The organism is Bacteroides sp. OM05-12, from assembly GCF_003438995.1.
Classification (GTDB): Bacteria; Bacteroidota; Bacteroidia; order Bacteroidales; family Bacteroidaceae; genus Bacteroides.
Genome location: NZ_QSUN01000029.1, coordinates 14,951 through 36,074, shown reverse-complemented (window position 1 = coordinate 36,074; position 21,124 = coordinate 14,951). Strand labels below are relative to the sequence as shown.

The 21,124-nt window shown below is 37.5% G+C and carries 11 protein-coding genes; 2 read left to right on the top strand and 9 right to left on the bottom strand.

What is annotated here, in order from left to right; genetic code table 11:
• Nucleotides 1–199 (top strand): hypothetical protein (locus tag DXB63_RS18285; protein WP_233522879.1); only part of this gene is annotated, 199 nt, incomplete at its 5' end.
• Nucleotides 200–319: 120 nt separating this feature from the next.
• Here the strand turns inward: DXB63_RS18285 and DXB63_RS15815 are convergent.
• From DXB63_RS15815 to DXB63_RS15775, 9 genes are all read right to left on the bottom strand, one after another.
• The gene (locus DXB63_RS15815) at nucleotides 320–2,986 is read right to left on the bottom strand and encodes a GDSL-type esterase/lipase family protein (protein ID WP_122127367.1); all 2,667 of its coding nucleotides are present in this window, start codon (nucleotides 2,984–2,986) and stop codon (nucleotides 320–322) included.
• A gap of 176 nt (nucleotides 2,987–3,162) precedes the next feature.
• Nucleotides 3,163–5,118 (bottom strand): NPCBM/NEW2 domain-containing protein, encoded by a 1,956-nt coding sequence (locus DXB63_RS15810; RefSeq protein ID WP_122127366.1) that lies wholly within the window; start codon nucleotides 5,116–5,118, stop codon nucleotides 3,163–3,165.
• A 30-nt stretch (nucleotides 5,119–5,148) separates the two neighbouring features.
• Nucleotides 5,149–6,054, bottom strand: coding sequence for a DUF4380 domain-containing protein (locus tag DXB63_RS15805; RefSeq protein ID WP_122127365.1), 906 nt, complete (start codon nucleotides 6,052–6,054; stop codon nucleotides 5,149–5,151).
• A gap of 12 nt (nucleotides 6,055–6,066) precedes the next feature.
• On the bottom strand, nucleotides 6,067–8,328 hold the full coding sequence (locus tag DXB63_RS15800) for a GH92 family glycosyl hydrolase (protein ID WP_122127364.1): 2,262 nt from the start codon (nucleotides 8,326–8,328) through the stop codon (nucleotides 6,067–6,069).
• A 22-nt stretch (nucleotides 8,329–8,350) separates the two neighbouring features.
• Nucleotides 8,351–11,995: a hypothetical protein gene (locus DXB63_RS15795; protein ID WP_233522878.1), complete on the bottom strand. Its 3,645-nt coding sequence runs from the start codon at nucleotides 11,993–11,995 to the stop codon at nucleotides 8,351–8,353.
• A gap of 6 nt (nucleotides 11,996–12,001) precedes the next feature.
• Nucleotides 12,002–13,405, bottom strand: a complete 1,404-nt coding sequence (locus tag DXB63_RS15790) for a glycoside hydrolase family 28 protein (RefSeq protein WP_122127363.1) — start codon at nucleotides 13,403–13,405, stop codon at nucleotides 12,002–12,004.
• 39 nt (nucleotides 13,406–13,444) lie between these two features.
• Nucleotides 13,445–14,692: a glycoside hydrolase family 99-like domain-containing protein gene (locus tag DXB63_RS15785; RefSeq protein ID WP_122127369.1), complete on the bottom strand. Its 1,248-nt coding sequence runs from the start codon at nucleotides 14,690–14,692 to the stop codon at nucleotides 13,445–13,447.
• A 178-nt stretch (nucleotides 14,693–14,870) separates the two neighbouring features.
• Nucleotides 14,871–16,994 (bottom strand): FIVAR domain-containing protein, encoded by a 2,124-nt coding sequence (locus DXB63_RS15780; protein WP_122127362.1) that lies wholly within the window; start codon nucleotides 16,992–16,994, stop codon nucleotides 14,871–14,873.
• A 57-nt stretch (nucleotides 16,995–17,051) separates the two neighbouring features.
• Entirely contained in the window at nucleotides 17,052–18,992 is a 1,941-nt protein-coding gene (locus DXB63_RS15775) for a sialate O-acetylesterase (protein WP_122127361.1), read from the bottom strand.
• Nucleotides 18,993–19,290: 298 nt separating this feature from the next.
• On the opposite strand from DXB63_RS15775, the gene DXB63_RS15770 reads away from it, so the two are divergent.
• Nucleotides 19,291–20,358, top strand: coding sequence for a hypothetical protein (locus DXB63_RS15770; RefSeq protein WP_122127360.1), 1,068 nt, complete (start codon nucleotides 19,291–19,293; stop codon nucleotides 20,356–20,358).
• The last annotated feature ends 766 nt before the right edge of the window (nucleotides 20,359–21,124 follow it).

Sequence of the window (21,124 nt, the reverse complement as noted above, 5' to 3'; positions counted from 1 at the left end):
GACAACCTATAGTAGGATTATTAAGTTTAACCAGTCAACCAAAAACAGGACGATACACATTTTCAATCTACATTTTTGTCCAACTTTTGGAGTGCAGTTCATAAAAAAAGCACCTTCACTCCAACCAATTATAGCTCATGCTGTTACATCAAAAAGTGAAGAGGTGAATGTAAAAAATACCATTTTAAAATATGCATAAAAAGACAAAATTACGCTGACCGGCAAGACTATGCCAGAAATTCAAAACAGATACAAAAAAAAACCTCTTGACCGATATCCGGCCAAGAGGTTCTTTTCTATAAATCTCGTTCTTCCAAAACTATTGTTTCACTACTTTACGAACATCTCCTGCTATATCAAGGAAGTATACTCCTCTATTTAATCCGGACATATCCAATTCCGAGTGAGTAGACTCTAACAGCAAGTTTCCTGTTACATCATACAATTTAAATGAAACACCGGATGTTTCATCCATTCCCCGGATTGTCAAAATATCCTTCACCGGATTCGGATAGATAGAGATAGCCTCCTTAGATAAATCCGTTAAACTTGTAGGAGTTACTACAACAGTAAGTGGTTCCGATAATAACACATCATCTGCTGTAGCTGATAATTTCACGCCTAACTGATAAGAACCTGTAACACTTGCAGTAATTTTTTTCGCTGTTTCTCCTTCAAGTAACTCACCATCCATATACCAACGATATTCTGCATAATCGGCACTTGCAAATAAATCAAAGCCGGTTTGAACAATCTGAGGTTTGGCAGTCTTCAATATAGAAGCTGCTTTCTTGGATAAATCAAGCGTTGCTTCAGGACTCTTCAAATGGAGACCGTCTGCATAATGATCATTTACTGTCCAAGGAAGGGTTTCCGTATAGAAATCAATTAACGGCAATGCAAGTTCCTTAGACAGCTTCTTGATTATCGGACAAATACTATTAACAATCGTATTGTTTTGTGTCTCATCCAAGGCTTTCATCGGAGTCATCAAATAGATTTGAGGTTTAGCAGAACCTTGTGAATAGATATCAATAAGATTCCTATAAGTTTTTTCGTAATTCTCTTCACTGAACTGATAAGCAGGGTTGGCATCGTTAGTTCCCAAATTGATTAGGATAATATTAGGATCGAATTCCTGAACGAGCCCATGACGGTCTGTACCCATCCATCCGGTTAGAGTTACACCGCCCAGACCAAAGTTCTGAATCTGATAATCATCTCCCATCAAACCTCTCAACTGAATCGGCCATGCTTCTTTATAAGGAAGAATCCACCAGCCAATACCTTGGGTATTACTGTCACCCACACAAGCTACTTTTATCCGTTCCTCAGTTTCGGAAGTTCCACAAAGATTTAATTTAACAGCCGGAACATCTACTTCATCTGTATATACGCCTAATATACGATTGGTCAACAAAGTACAATCATCAAAGAAACTTTCAGTATTAGCCCAACCTTTTCCGTTAGCAAATTTGTATTCCATCGGATTCTTTGCTCTATCAAGCGCATTACCATCATTTGCAACCACACACTCGTAGCCGGTTCTTGCCATTTTGTTATATTCAACTGTCACGGAATAGATTCCATCTCCATCCGGGTCTGTTAACTCATAGGCAGGATTACTACCCGGTTCAGCCCAGTTACAACCAATAAAGTTTCCGGTTACCCAAATACCATCAGGACTAACCGCTTCATCTCTCATATCAACATTCAATGTTATCTGTGGTTGATCTTTCGGTTTTTCTGTGGTTATTTTCCAATAAGTCGCTTTGTTTGCAACCTTATTAGAATAAACATCACTCCACCAATCTGTTCCGGGATCATTACCTAAATATCCTCCGGTAGCATTAACCTGAAGCAATACATACTTTGGTTTTTCTACATTACCGGTCGGTGTAATTCTGAAAAGAGCATCATCTCCCACAACAGTCACATCATCCGTCCACTTAGTCTCATATTCACCATCCTTATATAAGTATTTTCCATCTTTGGTTGATTGGATCTTATAATATACAATGTCATTAGATTCCACTTTCTCAAACTTAAATTGCTGCTCGCTAAACGCATTCAAGAAAGCTTTACTATCTTCATTTTCATCTAAAGAACTCATTCCTTTAGTATCAGCCTCTCCATCATATATAATATAGTATTCTTTATCAGGCTCCGGCTGTATAATAATCAGACTTTCTTGGAAAGCCTTAAAGATAGCATCCAAAACTGCTTTTGCAGCATCAACTTCTTCTTGAGTTGCCTCCGAATCGTCAAACACATCTTGCGCTGCGGCTTGCTTAGCCAACAATTCATCATATACATCCTGAGGATATTGACCGATTGCACTACCAACCTGTATTGCCGGATTACTTAAATAGTTCTTCACATTATCTAAACTAGTTCCTAATGCTGTTCTATCAGCATTACCAGCAATATATTCAAGGATAGTCCACGTATACATAATAACATCGCCCCCTGAATAGGTATTCCAGACACATTTTACATAAGCATTGTTCTCAAGACCGTCTACTCCCAACAAATTCTGAAAATCCTGATTTCCAATACGAACTTTTCCATCTTCAACAGGAGTAATAACAAATTCTATTTTATCTCCATATGCTGCAATATCACTCGGATCAGCCCACACTGCAACCCAATCATTACCATCTAAAGAAGGCTCAGCCTGTGTAATATACTTGCCTGAAGCTACATTCTGAATATAATACTTACCTGCTTTACCGGAAATAGGAATAAACTTAAATTGCTGTCTTGTTCTCTCCTCTTCAGTTGAATAGCGATCAGCAATGGCAACATCATAAACCAACCAACCATTATCCTCCGGTTCACTAAGTGCCGTAAGATAACGAACCGAACCTACGTTTATCAGACTATATACCTTACCTTCATCAGGTACTGTTATTGAACTTTGTGCGCTGACATTAAAAAAGCCACAAAGGAAAATCAAAACCAGTAAAATACAATTTTTTCTCATAATAAATGAATTTAATATTTGGTTTAACAAAATAGAGACATCGTAATTTAATATAGAGACGTATATATCAGATGAATCCACCAAATAGAATCCCGATATTCTTACAAAAAAGTCTGAGAAGGGGGAATGTACATCCTTTTTCTCAGACTTGTTTTTACAACTATTACAAAAGAATATCAATCAAGTTTGGTTACTTTTATGAAGACAACTCCGTGCGAAGGAACATCTGAAGAGTATTTTCCGGAGAAGGTGCCCTTCTCTTTCTGCTCCCACAGATTACGGACAGAAAATTTCCCCTTTATATCTAACATTTCTTCATTGACCGCTATTTTCTTGGTCTCATCCGATAAATTGAACAAACCTACTGCTTGAGAGCCGTCACTCAACGGACGTGACCAAATCTCAATCTGCTCATCCTTATCCATGAAGATTCTCGACCCGGGGATTCCCGCCATATCCTGATCTACTGCAATCACTTCATTGTTGCAAAGCAGGTTCTTCGTAAAATCATCCAACTGGCTTATGTCACATCCCACCAATAACGGTGCAGCTAGAATACTCCATAACGAAATATGCAAATACTGTTCATTCGGTGTCAACCGGGTGTTTCGGAGTTCTTTCCCCCAACCCAGTTTACCTACTATCAACATATCCGGATCACTCCAACTTCCCGGTTTTGCATAAGATTTCCATTTCCCCTGTAAAAAAACAATTGTAGTCATGCTACTCCACGTATCTTGTATATCACCGGTAGTACGCCACAGATTTGTCAAGTTACTCCAATCTTCCGCCAATGCAAAAGGAGCTGCATTGGATATACTGAAAACAATATCCCGGTTAGCTTTATCCAATAGATAAGTCATCTCTGCCGTATGGGCAATATCATTGGTAATCCAATCATATTTCAAATAATCAAATCCCCATTCAACCCATTGTTGCACATCATTCTTCACAAAAGAATATTCACCATAACGTTTAGATGAGTTAACAACTTTACCATCACGCGTATCCGCTCCTCCACCGATATAACCGGCAAATGTTTCTACCCACGGAGAAGAATATATACCGATTTTCAGTCCTTTACTATGCACATAATCTACCAATCCTTTCATATCCGGGAATTTCTCATTCGGCATAATCGCATGATATTTTCCACCGCGTTCTCCTTGCCATCCATCATCTATGTTAATATATGCATAACCATAATTTATCAAACCGGTTTCAACCATTGCATCCGCCATTCTACGTATCTTGGCATCATCAATATCATCCCCAAAAACATTCCAGGTACTAAGCCCCATCGGGGGAGTAAGAGCCAATTTATCTCCAATTTCCAGCGTAAGTTTTTGAGTATCCTTCCCATAACTGTTTTCAGCGACAACGTCAACCAAGTAAGTCCCTTTTTCTTTAGCTGTTCCGGAAATAATACCTGTTTGCGCATCAATAGACAATCCATCAGGCAGATTCCCGGCTTCCACATTCAGAGGTCTTGCCCCGGATATCGGTACTGTAAATAAGAATGGCTTACCGGGGCGTGCACCATAGATATACGGAGCATTTATTTTAGGCGCATTCGAGGCAAGAGGAGTAAGGATATATTCCGGTTCACGCTTTTTACTTACAGCAACCGGATCTTTTCCTTTTACTTCAAAACAAGCATTCACCCAATTAGCACGGTCTCCGGTAATTCCATCACCGCAATGGTCGACACGCAACAACAAAGATTTTATACCTTTAGTCGATAAGTTAATATCTTTAGCTTTATCACCGCCATGCATTATCCCGCTTTTCCATAATATCTTTCCATCACCAATCACCAAAAACTCTGCAGAAGCTTGAGCCAATTCAAATGCAGGAGCAGAATCATCTATTCCTACTAAAGCCTTGAAGAAAGTAGTCTTTCCATCCAACTGGATGCGAAAAAAACTTTCAGCATGAGTCCCCACTCCTCGCTTAAATTTTTCACCGGCAATAATCAGAGGTGTATTCCACATCGACTTTCGGGCCACTGCGTCTCCAGCTGACTGGTCGACCTTAGACAAATCAAGTTCGTCAAGCCAAACTGTTCGTTGTGCCTGTAGATAAGTGCAAAACAAGAAAAACGAACATACCAACAATACCTTATATTTCATATCTAAACTTTTATTAATTTCTTCCTAAACTTATTCTGATATACTTTTATTTAACTGCCGTACAATATCCAGCAATGCTTTATGATCTGCGTTCGCACCCAATGGAGCTTTAACAAGAAACCATTTCTGTTTATAAACCAATAAAGCTCCCGGAAGTAAAGAAACATATTCACCATGATTTTCCAACTCGACATACTTCCCGTTAGGAGCTACATAAATTTCCACTTCTCCATGCCCCGGTGGTAACTGAGATAAAGAAATATCCGGAAAACATTTAACCAAGAGTACACCGTTACGATAATGTGCTATCCATCCCTCTTTCGCTGTCGAAAATAGTTTTTGAGCATCAGTAATCGGTTTTTTCCCCATCTCATACCATATAATGCCATCTTGCTCATACGCATCAGATATAGAAGAACGGTTTATTATATCTGCCTCTCCGACAGGGAAAAAGGTTATCCCACCTAATACACGAGTTACATCCCAAGGAGCCAAATATTTTACCTCCTCTGAAATATTCTTCAAACAATAGGTAATAAAAACAGCTCCGTCTTTAGAAAAAGAAAACTCCTTTTTCACTTCTATCCCTGCTGTTTGATCAGGCGGACTAAAGAGTTCCAACTTTCCATCCTTTTGAACTGCATCATAAGCCCACTCATCAAGCACAGGATAAGGCGGCCAATGCCATTCCTGTGGAGACAACCAAAAAGTGGCACCATAATATGTCGGTTCAACATCAGACTGGAGAAGCATTTCTTCCTTCCCATATCGAAAAGAAATAAGACGTCCTGCTTTTTCTGCTGACACACTAAAACTGACATCTTTCAACGATGCGGTATAAACTCCTTTCTTACAGCAAAATACAGTATCCTTATTACATCCAATAAAAAAGAAAAAAAGCAGAAGCACTAATGCATCTTTCAAAATCCTAGCCATTATTCATTTCTTTTAAGCAGGTGTTACAGATGGAGGTAACTTCCAATTTTGCACCTTTGAAGGAATAGGTCCCATGAAAAATTCAAGTGTACCTCCGGCAACAATATCCTCATGAGTAATATACAATTGATTATATTCCTGCCCGTTTAACTTAATAGATTGAATATAAATATTCTTTTCATCCAGATTATGGGCTATTACCTTAAAGGTTTTATCTTTTACCGTAAATTCCGCACTATGCAGCATTGGTTTTCCAAAAACATATACTTGCTCGGCCGGATTAACAGGATAAAATCCCATAGCACTAAACACATACCATGCTGACATCTGACCGCAATCTTCATTTCCACAGAGTCCATCAGGTGCAGTGGTATATAAAGAATACATTATTTCATGCAATTTTTCTTGAGACTTATACGGTATACCGGCGTAATTATATAAATAAGCGACATGATGGCTCGGCTCATTTCCATGGGCATACTGACCAATAAGTCCGGAGATATCCAACGGTACATCATGCCCGGAAATGACCGACGGCATAGAAAACAATGTATCTAATGCTGCTACAAACTTGTCCTTATTCCCAAACAAATTAATTAACCCCTGTACATCATGTGGAACAAAAAAAGAATACTGCCAAGAATTTCCTTCAACCCAATCACATTCTTTATAAGAAGAATAAAAAGGATCGAAAGGTCGACGAAATTCTTTTTTCGATGAAAGTCCGTTCATCAAGTTATATTCCTTATCGAAATAAGCAGAATAACTCATAGCACGATCCATAAAATACTTATAGTCATCCATTTTATTCAGGCTCTTTGCCATCTGAGCGATACACCAGTCATCATAACAATATTCTAATGCGGTTGAAACCGACTTATTATATTTATCATACGGTATATATCCATATTCTTTCAACTCTTTCACCCCAAAGTCGTTTTGCATTGCTGAATTCTTCATTGCCTGATAGGCTTTCTCAACATCATAACCTCTTATCCCCTTAAAATATGCATCTACAATAACCGGAACCGCATGATAACCAATCATACAATTCGTTTCACTCGACCATAAAGGCCAGATCGGTAACAAACCATATTCCTCATACTGAGTGAGCATCGAATTTACAAAATCATTCACAATATTGGGATTCAATAATGTTATCAATGGATTCTCTGCACGGAACGTATCCCACAAAGAAAACACCGTATATTGATTAAAACCTTCTGCTTTATGTGTTTTACCATCAAATCCACGATATTCTCCATTTACATCGCTATATAAATATGGAGCCAACAAAGAATGATACAAAGCGGTATAAAAAACAGTACTTACACTATCCGTGGCATCTATTTTTATTTTCGATAACTCTTTATTCCAAACAGAACGGGTATCGGCTAAGACCTGATCAAAATCCCAGCCAGGAATTTCTTTTTCCAGATTTTGTTTTGCATTTTCCACACTTACAGCAGAAATACCGACCTTTACCTTTATTGTTTTATTTTCCGACGCTCCAAAATCAAGAACTGCTTTCACATCTTTTCCTACAGCTTTCTCCACATCAACCAAATCATCTTCGACTTTAACCTTTACCTTTTGGAAAGGTTCTGATGTCTGCATAACAAAATATAATTTCTGGTTACTCCAATACTTTTCACCGATTTCTCCCCAACCTTTTGTTTGCCTCTCTCCGGTTATGGTATTCCTATCAACTACATTCAAAGTATTCAAAATAAGAGAGTCTGTATCAAAATGATGAGATAAGTCTAACATAATATGTGCATCACCGGTATTGGGAAAAGCATACTTATGAAAACCACAATGAGGAGAAACTGTTAGTTCTGCCATCACATCATAATCTTGTAGCTTCACTTTATAATACCCGGGAGAAGCCCATTCTTCATCATGAGAAAAACGAGAACGATATCCCATGTCGGGATTTTCTTTTGTTCCAGCCTGCCATTTAATATCCCCAACCATAGGCATAATCATTACATCCATCAGATCAGAACGTCCTGTCCCTGATAGATGTGTATGGGAAAATCCAATGATAGAAGCATCAGAATAATGGTATCCGGAGCACCAATCCCAACCCTCAAGTCCTGTATCCGGACTTAATTGAACCATTCCGAAAGGATATGCCGCCCCGGGAAAAGTATGTCCATGCCCATCCGTTCCAATTAACGGATTCACAAAATCTAAAATTTCCTTCTTTTTTTCACATTTACACCCAATTAAAAGGGTAACAGCAAATAAAGCCAAAAGGTATTTTTTCATTCTCTTATACTATTTATATTTATTATTTTTCTACACCGAATTCTACTTCATTAGCCCAATGTTCTCTCCAATCCGGATGAAAAGCACGTGAATTTCTTTTCGAAACACTACGGTTACGAGCCAATTCCATACAAGCTCCCCAATTCCCATTATCATTTACCCGATATGAAAATTTAATTTTTTCACCTCGGTCTATCGCCTTTTTCACATCCGGTATTTCAGTCCATGGTATTGCACATTCCGTATACAAAGTATTACCATCCCGAAGAGTAACCAATTTGCCATCCTTAACAGGACCATCATAAGGTGACTTAGGTTGACGAGGATAGAAATGTTTACGAGGCATACCCGGAACAAGCATTCTCCATATTTCAAAGCCACCTCCATATTCAGGAGCAACAGTATTCAATGCATACTCATAATCGGTACATTTATAGCCTACATATTTAGGCATAGTACCTTTAGGATAACTTTCCATACCATCTTCGCCTATCTGAAGCACATTGAAAGCAATCAGTATATTATCTGTAGGAGCAGCCATAGAAGCATCCGGCAATATAGGGTCTTTCCTGTAAGTATACCGTCGCACTCCTTCCGGCCATTTCAACTCAAGTAAATCATCTTTATCCACAATATTCAACGAAATATTCTCCGGCAAACGAGGTAGAATTCCAACTAAATGATATCCGGCCTTTCCATAAACAGATTTCCAATTACCTTTAGTATCGAAATCTTTCTTGATAAAATAAGCAGAGGTCTTATTCTGAATATTCGTACCGGATTCATCAAAGAATATTCCTGAAAGTTTGGCTGTATACCACCATCCTTCGGTTGTTATACGTACTCGAAGCTTTCCTGACAAATTAAATAACAGATAGACCCCATTCCAAACACTTGAAACATGTTGCCTCAATAATTCTTTTCCCGTTTCTTGCTCTGAAATAACAATTATCAGATTAGACTGCCCCCAATCCGGCAAATACAAAGCAGTTTGTATAAAACGGTCATAAGGCAAATTCAAATCAAGCCCAATGGAATGAGTCGTACTTGTGTTTTCCCAATAATTCATCATACAGATAGGACTATCAGGGTACTGCAAAGCACTCTGATTACTATTATCCACCACATTGATTCTCTCAACTGTATGCATTGCCTCTTTCGTCTGCATATAGGAAACTTCAGGGTAGAAGAAGTCATCATCGTCTCGAGTCTCAAACCGACAAGTTCCTGCATCCGGTGTCTGATCTGCCGCTTTAGCTGCAAAATAGAAATAAGTATCATCATACGCTAAATAAGCAGTACACATACCCTGAACTGATTTTTCAAACTCCTTAAAAGGATACCAAGCCGCCTCGGTTACAGAAAGAGAAGCCCCATCAGAACTTTTTACGACTTGAGGCAGTGCACCTTCCCAATCATCCAGTTTTCCATCTACGGTAATAGTTCTTTTCTCTATATAATTTACATGCATATCTTCCCAATGTGCAGCGATACCATCCTTACCTGCATCAAACTTAACACTTAACGGATAAAGATTATCAGGAGAAGCTTTACCGCTGATTTTTACCTTCACAGTTTTAGTCTCATGAGCTTTGAACGTAATTTTCTGTGGATAAGAGAGTAATAAGTCACCTAAAGTGATCTTTAAATTTCCTCCTACACTCCGATTCAATATATTTGTAAGGACCAATTCCATTTCCGTTTCACCTGTAAGAGGTGAAACCATATCTTTAGCGATAATATCAAGAGGTTCATAACCTTCAATATATGCCTTTCTCAGACTATCCAATAGCTTCTTAAAAGAATCTTTAGTTCCATTTGTCCTTAAATAATATCCATTAAATGTCAATGGTATCTCATATACCCCTTGTTTAGGCTTTATCACATTTCCATAAAAATCATACAATAGAAATGACGGATGAGCTTTTAATGTAAGTTTTCCTCCCACCAATCCTTTATAAGTACGCAATTTCTTTTCTATTTTTATTCTTTCAGGCGAATCCGCTGGTAACAAATCCAGCTTTTCCCTCAAAGCAATCTTTTCATTTATTTCATTTAAACCTCTCACATCCCTAAAAAGAACGTTTTCTGCGCCAAATGCTTCGCCCAAATCCCCTGTTATGACGACTGTTCCATCATCCGGATTATTTTCGTAACCATCAAAAACCATTATCCAAGGTAATCCGTTTTTAAACAGCAATTCTCTAAACTCCCGCTCTCCAATAAGTCCCTGTACAGCTCCCATAGCCGCAGCGGATGACCAGGTAGGATGAACAGAAGGAATCATTTCCACACCAGATTCCGTTTTTATTTGTGTATTCGGTTCCGTATTATGGGGATCTCCTCCATACATATATCCTCCATAGATTCCCATAGAACGATCGTAGCCTGCAGAGCGATTAGCTGCCACTACTAAACCAATTCTATCATCTGTATTTCCAACCCAACTTTCTGTATCCCAAATCAGAACGCGACCTTTATAATCTTTTCTTTGATTCCATTCCGGATAAAGTACCGGAGATTCCATCCCTTGATAATGAATAGAAAGAAAATCAAATATAGGCAACATATCCATTGTGCCATCACTAAAGAACTTATCCCAAGCATTTGAATTGGAATCGCCTCCCCCTATCAAGATGTCTTTTCCTAACTCGCGAGATTCCAACACTCCGGCAGCCATTGCTTTATAAATCTCACGATAACGTAGCATATCAGATTGCCAACCCGAAATAGAGATTCCTTCCCATGGTTCATTCCATAGAGAGACTGCCGTTACAGGTCCGTCAGGCCAGCCATGTCGCATACAAATCGATTTAACGAATTCTTCAAAATCATTGTCCAACTCCGGCAACCATGCATAATCCTGTTTTGAACGCAAAAAAACATTATTATCATCTAAGAAAGAGCGAGGAGTACCCAAAGGATTCAGAGCTTGTCCCTCACCAAACATAAGAAGAACAGTGATATTATTATCTTTAAACCGTTTCATATCTTCGTCAAACTTCCGCATTATCGATTGGTAATCCCGGAAAGTTGTAGGACAATAAGGTAATCCATATCGAATAGCCTGTACACCAACACGAGTTAAGAAGTCAACTCCTAAATCATCCAATGATTGTTTCGGGAATTGCAGCTTCCTTGAAGTTGGTTTCATACTTTTTACGAAACTAGTTCCTAACCTTCTACCATACTTTCCTAAATCAAAAACAATTGCATAGCCACCAAATTCAGAAGGCATACTAGGAGTAATTTCCAGATTGGTATATCCGTTAGGAGCTATCTTCAACTTTACAGGAATAGTTTCTACATTTCCCATACTAAATATTTCCGGTAACCAAATATCATTAGGGATACCTCTTGTCCCATAGTGAATCACTTCGATATGACCATCCACATCAATAAGTTCTTCGAGATTATTTTGCAATTGAAAAGTAAATAACAACTTATCCTCAGGCCAAAACACATTAGCCGGTGCAGTAGATGAAATTGTTTTTACATCATAATCATAATGCATCAAACCATTCTTAACTCCCATTACTTTCTCATAACCAAGCCATTCATGAGGTTCTTTCATTTGAGATGCCACAGGAGCAGAAAAAGAGAGCAAAAAGCTTCCCAGTAAAAGATAACTAAATTTTATTCGTGAAAAATTCGTATTTTTTATCATCACTTATCATTTAAAATCTGTTTCATTCGTTTTTATACTGCCAGAATTCGATGTAACAATAACATTTGTAGCAGATGTTTCTTTGCACTCAACTCTATTCAGCTCAGCATTTGCAACATTATCCAAATAAATTGCCGGACGTAATTCCTGCTCAGTATAACTCAACTTTACATTATCCAAGATGAGATTCTTCACATTACGTACATACAGTCCCCAACAAGGTAATATACGCGAATCCACATGTGGTTGCGCAGCAACAATATTCTTTAAGCCCGGTTCATCATGACCACAAAATTCAAGATCAATATCACGAAGAATTATATCTTGGAAAGAACCACCTTTCCAACTTTCAATAGAAGCAGTAGACTTAAATATTCTTCTCGCTTTTACTCTTTCTACTAATATATGATTACATTCGTTCCCAAGGTTCAAAATAAACATAAATGGATTCTCCATATTCTCAATATCAAGATCATGAATGTGAATATTATCCAAACGTCCCTCTGCCGGTCCCCATCCACCCGGTTGTAGTAATACGGCTGATAACATATACCGTCTTTTTAATTCTTTCGATGTTCGATGTGGATATACTCCGGGCCCTTTAAAAGAACAATGGGCAATCTTTAAATTTGTAGCCGGCATAATCAAACGGATACCATTACAAGCTGAATTAATTTGGCAATCTGTTATCACCACATCTTCCCAATAACCGCCGGCTATGGCATCATCTCCTGTAAACAATTTACAGTCACGGACAATAACATTCTTTCCGCCCCTTATATGAATACCATCCCAGCCCTCTTCAATTGTCAGATTTTGAAAAATAGAATTCTCTATGCAATAAGCCATAAAAGCATAATTCGCTGCACATCGTACGGTAATGCCTGAAAAAGTCAAGTTTCTCGACATCGCAAACAACAAAGTATGCGGCCCCCTCATACTTTCTTCACCATTAATATCCAACACATGGTCACCATCAATAACTCCATTTCCGGAAATCATTATATCACTGACACCAATACCTAGAATCAAAGCTCTATTCCATTCAGGCTTTTCCGACTTATTGTATTCTACAAATTCCTTCTCCGGATGAAAATATTTATAGGCACTCAAATCCGATGTTCCTTTAATAATAGCACCTTCTTCCAGATAAAGAGAAACATGACTTTTCATTTCAATCGTTCCAGTCAGATAGATTCCTTGGGGTATAATTACAGTTCCGCCTCCTTTATCAGCACAAGCAGTTATTGCTTTATTTATGGCTACCGAGTTCAAAGTCTTTCCATCTCCCTTTGCACCGTATGTTTTAATATTAAAAGTATTTGAAGAGAATGCCTCTACTCCTACGAACTGAAACAAAACAATCCCCAATATCAATAAATGCAGAAACCGATTTTGATATCCACTCATAACTTTCTATTTATATAACTAGCTTAAATTTTTAATGTATTAATTCTCATCACCGGGATATGTGTATTTATCATATTTCCCGCTCATAATATTCTTTACCGACTCAAGATACCCATATCCCCAGCGCATATCCGGTTCAAGATAGGAACCTTCCACCCATTCATTCCATGCATTTATCACAATCAATTTAGGTTGTGTAGGATGTTTTTGGACATATTCACGGGCCATTTGCAGATAGGCTCCAAAACTTTGAGGAGTAGCATTATAATGTGTTACATCTTTCTTACCTAAATATGGTTTTCGAGGAGTATCATCCCATCCTATTGAGACATTGGGAAAATAAGGTACGTCCAATGTTTTATCCCAGTTATTCTGTACCTGCATGGCCTGTGCACCCCATGCCACATAATCTTCCTGAGGTCTGGCTCCTCCCCAATTATAAGCAGTAACACTACTGATTCCCAATTTGCTTATAACCTCATTAATCGTCAAGTTCTCCATATATTGTTCATCACACAGGCGGGGTGATAAAGTGTCCCAATCTCCCCATCCAATCAGCTGGAAATGGATTCCCGGGAATCCGGCTTTTACCGTTTCTTTCCTGAAATAGTCCAAAGCGTTTTTTGCCCCATCCAGACCATTAAAGCTTTTCACAAGGTTTGGAAAATCAAAAATAGAGAAAACAGGTTCTCCATTTATTTTAAAGTAATTCGGACGTTTAAAATATTGATTGATTACACGTTTAACAATAACTTCATAATTAGGCTGATCGACTACTCCTGTCCAAACCAAAGAATCGGTTTTATAACGATGAGGGTTCCAAAAGTTACTATATACATCATGGTTGGCCCACATTATATAAAAAGACATTTTATCATTATTACGGGCACCTAAAAATCCCTTGTTAATAGCATCTTCCAAATAGGGTTGACCATCATACCAATACCAATCATAAATAAACACATTTATTCCATGATCCACCGCCGCTTCAATCTTTTTTTCCACAGCTTTCGGGTCGCTATCACTTCTATATCCCCATAGCGGTCGCTTAGGTTGATAATGTCCATCAAACCGACTATCTCCTTTCTTTATAACTTCCCATTCTCCTTCTCCTTCATCCCAAAACACATCACGGCTTAAACTTTCATCATGACATGAAGGCCAAACATAAGCGGCAACATAATATTTTTCATTCGGTTTAGATACTCTTGAACACGAAGACAATACTGAAACTAAACAAATCAAAAGGATAGATAAAACCCCAATGTATTCTTTTTTATTCTTCATAATAAAAACTGATTTAGCAATAGACCATTCCAAAGGATACAATAATGGCATAAACAGGTCAATAAACCGATAAAATACATTTCATATTTTGTCACATTAAGCTTAAACTCAACCCGTTTATGCCATTCCTAAATTTACAAAAAGTTACCCTGAAAACATCAATAATACCTAAAACTACTTACTTAACAACTATTCCTATTGTCTTTGTTACATTTCCTGTTATAGCAACAACATAGATTCCGGTAGGCAATGAAACCGAGAATTCTTCATTATCACATGATTTCGACATTACCAATGATCCTGAAATCGAATAAACCGAGATTCTATTCGCACCGCTTAAATTCTTAACATATAATATATCTCCAACTACATAAGAGTATACATCACTCATTTCATTGTTCGATATAGAGTTTGGCTGTTCCACAGGTTCAATTAACCACGGAGTAGCCATTGCCTTGCTTTTACCATTAATTTCTCTCCATTTGTCACCCTCACTACTTCCACTCATATCATTTCCGACATACACATCTGTTCCTTTTACTTTCAATATGACATTCTTAGGATTATCCAGATCTGCAGCAGATTCAAACAAGAATAAAGCATTATCTCCGGCTGCATCCGCATCATCTGTCCATTTTAGTTCATGTGAATCACCATCTGTGAGATACATATACTTACCGGTTGCCTGATTTTGTATTTGATAATAAACCGTTTCATCAAAAGTTGCCGATTTAAAATTAAAAACAGAAGATTCATCTTTATACCACATATAAACGGCATCATTCCGATCAGTCATCGTATAATCTTGTTCGAAAGTGACATAATAATCCTCTCCATCTGTGGGTTTAATTATATTAATAGAAGAACGACATAAATTATATGCCTCTTCTAACTCACTTTTTACCTGATTTACTTCTTCTTGAGAAGTTGAATTTTCATAAATATCATTAGCTTCTGCCAATTTATTCTTTAAAGCATTATAAACCTCCGGATAATACTCACCCGGATTATTACCCGATTTTACATTACGATTTCCCAAGAATTCAGTAACGATCTGAATTTCCTCATACAATAATCCCTTTATTGCCACATTAGGATCATACTTCACTAACCTCCAATATGACTTTACATCATTCTGATATTTATCACTCGAAATCCATTCACCATTAGTACCACTACCTGCTCCCATACATCTGAATCCGTTATCTTCAGCAAATACGAATTTCGTTTCCAATATCATATCATAATCTTTATTTCCCGACTCATAAATATTAAATTGAGCACGTCCCGGTTGAAGCACAGAAGTCCCATTAACATCCCCACTTAGACTTTCGGGGTCAGACGTCCAACCTGTGTCCCAACGCTCACGTCTATACCAATATTCTCCGGTAGTATTTCGTCTTATCACATAATAATAACCCTCTCCGTCTTTTATCGCCTCAATCTTGAAACGCTGATTTTCATTTCCTTCACCAGAGCTCAAATAGGTATAATTGACATCTACAGCAGTTAAATAAAAACCCGAACTATGAATAATATAATAAGCTCCTTCAGGATCAAATACAAACGGGTTTTGACTAGCTTTCAACTCTGAGAATAAGATATCCAGTTCATTCAAAATAGTATCTATTTGTTGCTGAGTCACCCCACTGTTTTTTAGTAATCCGTCTGCTTCAGTCAATTTAGCTTCCAGTTCAGCCTTAATTGCCAAAGAATATTCCCTTGAGCCGTCTCCAAAGACAACGCCATCCATGAAAGTACGAATTTCATTCATTCTATACTCTAATGCGGCCGTCACTACTTCTTGAGGGTTATATTCTTCAATATGCCACAAGCTATTCACCTCCGAATCATATCTATCACTGGAGACCCAAGTGGTGCTATTGTTATCGCCCGTACCAAAAAAATTATTATTATTACTTTTGTAATAACATTCAAGCAATACATTATCACCTTTTACCGGCAATTCAAATAAAGCACGGTCACCTTGTTCCGCAGGGTTTGAACCCCATCCTGTATCCCAGGCATCACGTTTATACCAATATAAATTAGTTTTAGCTTCTTGTATTTTATATACTCCATCTTCTTGCTCGATTATATAAAAACGCTGATTTACATTTCCGGAAGCCGGACTAATATAAGCTCCTTGGCTTTCAACCGTTGCAGTTAAATAAAAACCTGTCCTGCTATGAACTATATTATACATTTTCCCGGATTCAGGTTTGGTAACTGCCGCTTCAGTAAAAGAGACAGCTCCCATCATAACAGTAACCAACAAAAATAAAATTGTAATCCTTTTCATGGTTTCATTCTTATTAGATTTATAAATTATAAAACATTAATATTATTATCCTCAAAATCAATCATATTGGGTTATTCCCTTACGCTTATCTGTTCTGAAAGGAGCAGCAGGTAAGCCTTCGCTATTGAAAAGATTAACATCCGGATTATTAGACCAAGAGTATCTCACATCCATAGGCTCCATTACTTTATCTGAAGAGACAACTACCTTATCTCCATCAAGATAAGCTTTTGCCCAATAAAATTTACCATTTTTCCCTGCAACGGCAAATCCATCGATATAGCCATATTTATTCTTCACAATAAGTCCGCCGGCTATATTATCAAATGATATGATCACTTTATTTCCTTCAATCTTCATCGATTTATAAGTCGGGCCGGAATAAACCAAGTCCTTCATTCCATAATCTTTATTCAACGCGTTCAGTGCCAAACGCAGCCCAACATCTTGCTTATTACGAGGATGAATATCATCGGCCTGACCTATGTCTGTAATAACCGCCTGCCCGGTTTTAGGTAATGCTAAAGTCATAGTTTGAGCTTCACGTAATTCGGCCCATTGACTATCTTCCGGTTCTTCGTCTTTTTCCATAAAATTGGCTAACTGCACCCAATAAAATGGGAACTCATATCCCCACTGTTCACGCCAATCCTTTATCAAGGCAGGAAACATTGTTCGATAATTATATGCATTTGACGAATTATTCTCACCTTGATACCAAATTACACCTTTCACTTTAAACTTAGTAATCGGATTTATCATCGAGTTAAACAATATGGCATAATACATATTGGGAGAAAGGTCAATATAATTAAATTGATTTTTCGTCACACCTGTTTTATATTTCCATTCACCGACCAAAGAGTAGCGTCTTGCCCCAATCTCAAGACAAAGATTATCTGCTTTACCATACACTCCTCCATCTCCGCCTGAATCAATTACCTTTACGGTAATAACATTCTTTCCGGCTTTCAATAGATCTTGAGGTACACTATAAACACGTTCTACGGTGTGTCCTTCTGTATGGCCGACTTCCACTCCATTTATCCAAGTAACGTCATTATCATCAATCGGTCCTAGATTTAAAGTCGCAGGTTTTCCAGCCGCAGTTTCCGGCAATTCAAGTTCAAATCGGGTCCACACTGTACCATCCACAGCTATCAATTCATTTTTCCATATTCCGGGAACAGGTACAGACTCCCACTCCGAATCATCATAATCCGAAGTAAACCATTTTTGTATATCTCCGGGATCAGACAACAACGCTTTTTCATAAGCAGCTTTCCTCTGGTTAACCTCCTTGGCAAACTGCTTAAAATTTTTCGCATCAACGCTTTGATATCTGGCTCTTAAAGAAGCCGGCAACTGCTCAAACATATTTGCACTGGTCCAAGACTCAATATCTGTCCCTCCCCACGATGAATTGATAATTCCAATAGGTATATTCAATTCCTTGTACAACTTACGAGCAAAGAAATAAGCTACCGCAGAAAAATTAGATACCGTTTGAGGAGAACAAACCTCCCATTCGCCATCTAAATCATCCTTGAGCTCCATGCTCATATCTTTTATTACATTAAAAGAACGAATCTGAGGATAATCAGCATTGCTAATTTCATTCTTGGCATCTTTAACGTTTTCTACAATCCACTCCATATTAGATTGTCCCGCACAAAGCCAAACTTCACCTACTAAAATATTGCTGAAACAAATATCATTGTTTTTACCCTTAACTTTTAATTCATAAGGTCCTCCATGTGAGACGGCATCCAATTCTAACTGCCATTTTCCATTTTTATCGGCTTTTGCTTTTTTCACCTGATGCAAAAAGCTGATTTCCACCGACTCCTTAGGATCTGCCCATCCCCAAACCTTGATGGGTTGCTGCTGTTGAAACACCATATTATCCGAAAAAATATGTGGAAGCGTAACCTCCGCAAACGCACTGTAACTCAATACAGTATAAAACAAAAAGAAAAGTATACTGACCTTTTTCATAGCAAACAATATTTTAAAGAAACAAATAATTCCATGTTTGATTTAATATAAAAACGGCTTGACAAAATAAATCCGCCAAGTCCTTCTCCAAAAAAGTTTTCTACGTTACAATTTCTCTCCGCTTTAAATTTTATATTTAAATAAAGAAAAAGATTAGCGGATTTTATTCCCTTATCCGTTTTTATTTAGAAAAGACATTAAATCAAAGATAAATAGAAGGAAATGTATTCAGAAGAATCAATTTCAGGCTATGACAAATGTGTTAATAAAACAAATTATAATTTTAAAAAAGTGTTGTATGAAAAAGAATCTTTTACTATTAACTGCTGTTTTGCTTATTACATCTTTAAGTAAAGCACAAAGCACACCCCCATGTCCTTTTTTCGACCTTGTTCTTGAAGTATGGGATTACACAAAAGGGGCAGGTCCTAACATAAATGGTGATAAAGATGTATTTTGTTGGGCAAGTCCGGGACACACTCATCTTTCTCCCGAAAATGTGTATTGGATGGAAGTAAACAATTACGATTACAACGGTAGAGATTGGGAATTTCCAATGTATGATGACGGAACCGGACATGAATACGGAAACGGATGGGTGGAAAAACGCGACGACGTATGGATTTACTACTTCAAGATGAGTACTACCCAAGGATCTGTCAACTGGACACCTTATACATACTCTTCAAACAGAGCGAAAATATATACATGGTTTAATTATGTAGGCGACGGCATTATAGACAACGAAGGTTTAAGATCCAACCTTAAGGCTACGATTGGTCCCAATGGAGAAATCGGAGGACAATATCGTTTGATTATAAAAGAAAATGCCAATACAACGATGAAATTAGTAACAAAAGCTCCTGAAGGAACTCAAACCGTCTATATTAATGCACTTTATCCGGATAGTGATGATGCAGAGTTGTTGCCTATGAACTATGATGAGTCATTAAATGCTTTTACTATTGATATAGACGGAAACAGAGTCCCCAACGCTACGGTATTATCATATTCCTACTATTTAGAAAACGACTGGTTCAACGGTATAAGCGAGGTGGATTTGAATGGAGAATATGTTAATCGCGAATTATTCTATGTAGGAGGAACAACTGTACAAGAAAGTATTATAAACTGGGATGGTTGGGAACCAAACAGCATTGACTCTCCTATTTCGGATAAAGCATCAATCAATGCATCAGGAAACTTGGTTTCGGTAAATAATGCCAAGTCCGTACAGATATTCACATTAGACGGTATTATGGTTGACAACCAACCTTCTGTGGATGGTTTCTATCAAACTACACTGTCTAACGGACTTTATCTGATAAAAGCTGACAATAATGTATCTAAAGTAGTTGTAAAATAACAATTTTCCCTAAAGGGTCTGCCCCAAAGACCCTTTCATATTATTTCATATATTCGACAGCGGGATTCAGATATTAAGAGAAATATCTGAATCCTTTTTTTATTTCAGTATTCTTTCCATATTAGTCAGAACTCACGTTTTTTGTATATATTCAAATTATACATTTTCTACATTCACCTCTTCACTATTAAGGATAACTATATAGATCACAACCAATTAGAGTGAAGGCAATTTTTAAAACCGGCAGATCAATGTTGAGAATTAAGAATTTAGCAAAGAGAAGGTTAACTCTTTGTTCTCAATTCTAAACTCCCAATTTCTAAAAAGTCACTTTCACTATAACAATCTGTAAATCAATCACATCAAAGTTGTTAGTGATAAGGTGAAGGCAACTTGAAGTAAAAGTTGAATAACTGCTAAATTGGCATAATAGGCAAGCTAAAACGCCTAAGGGAGTGTTGCCTAACGCTCCCGTAGATGTAGACTATCGCTCCCTTGAGTGAAAGACACTACTCCCTTAGACATTTTCAGCTTATTCTGCTATTTTGCAATTATTCAACTTTTACTTCGTCTTGCCTTCACCTTATCACCATTTGTTCATTTATATCTGATTTACAACTATATAGTGAAGGTACTTTTTTCAAAGAATAATATAACAGGAAAAGTCACTCTGTTTATAAAAGGTGTACCTCTAAAAGAGGGAAGGGAGTTCTTTTTTAAGCTGAGAGTTGTTCAACTTTACATTTTCAATTCTCAACTCTCAGCT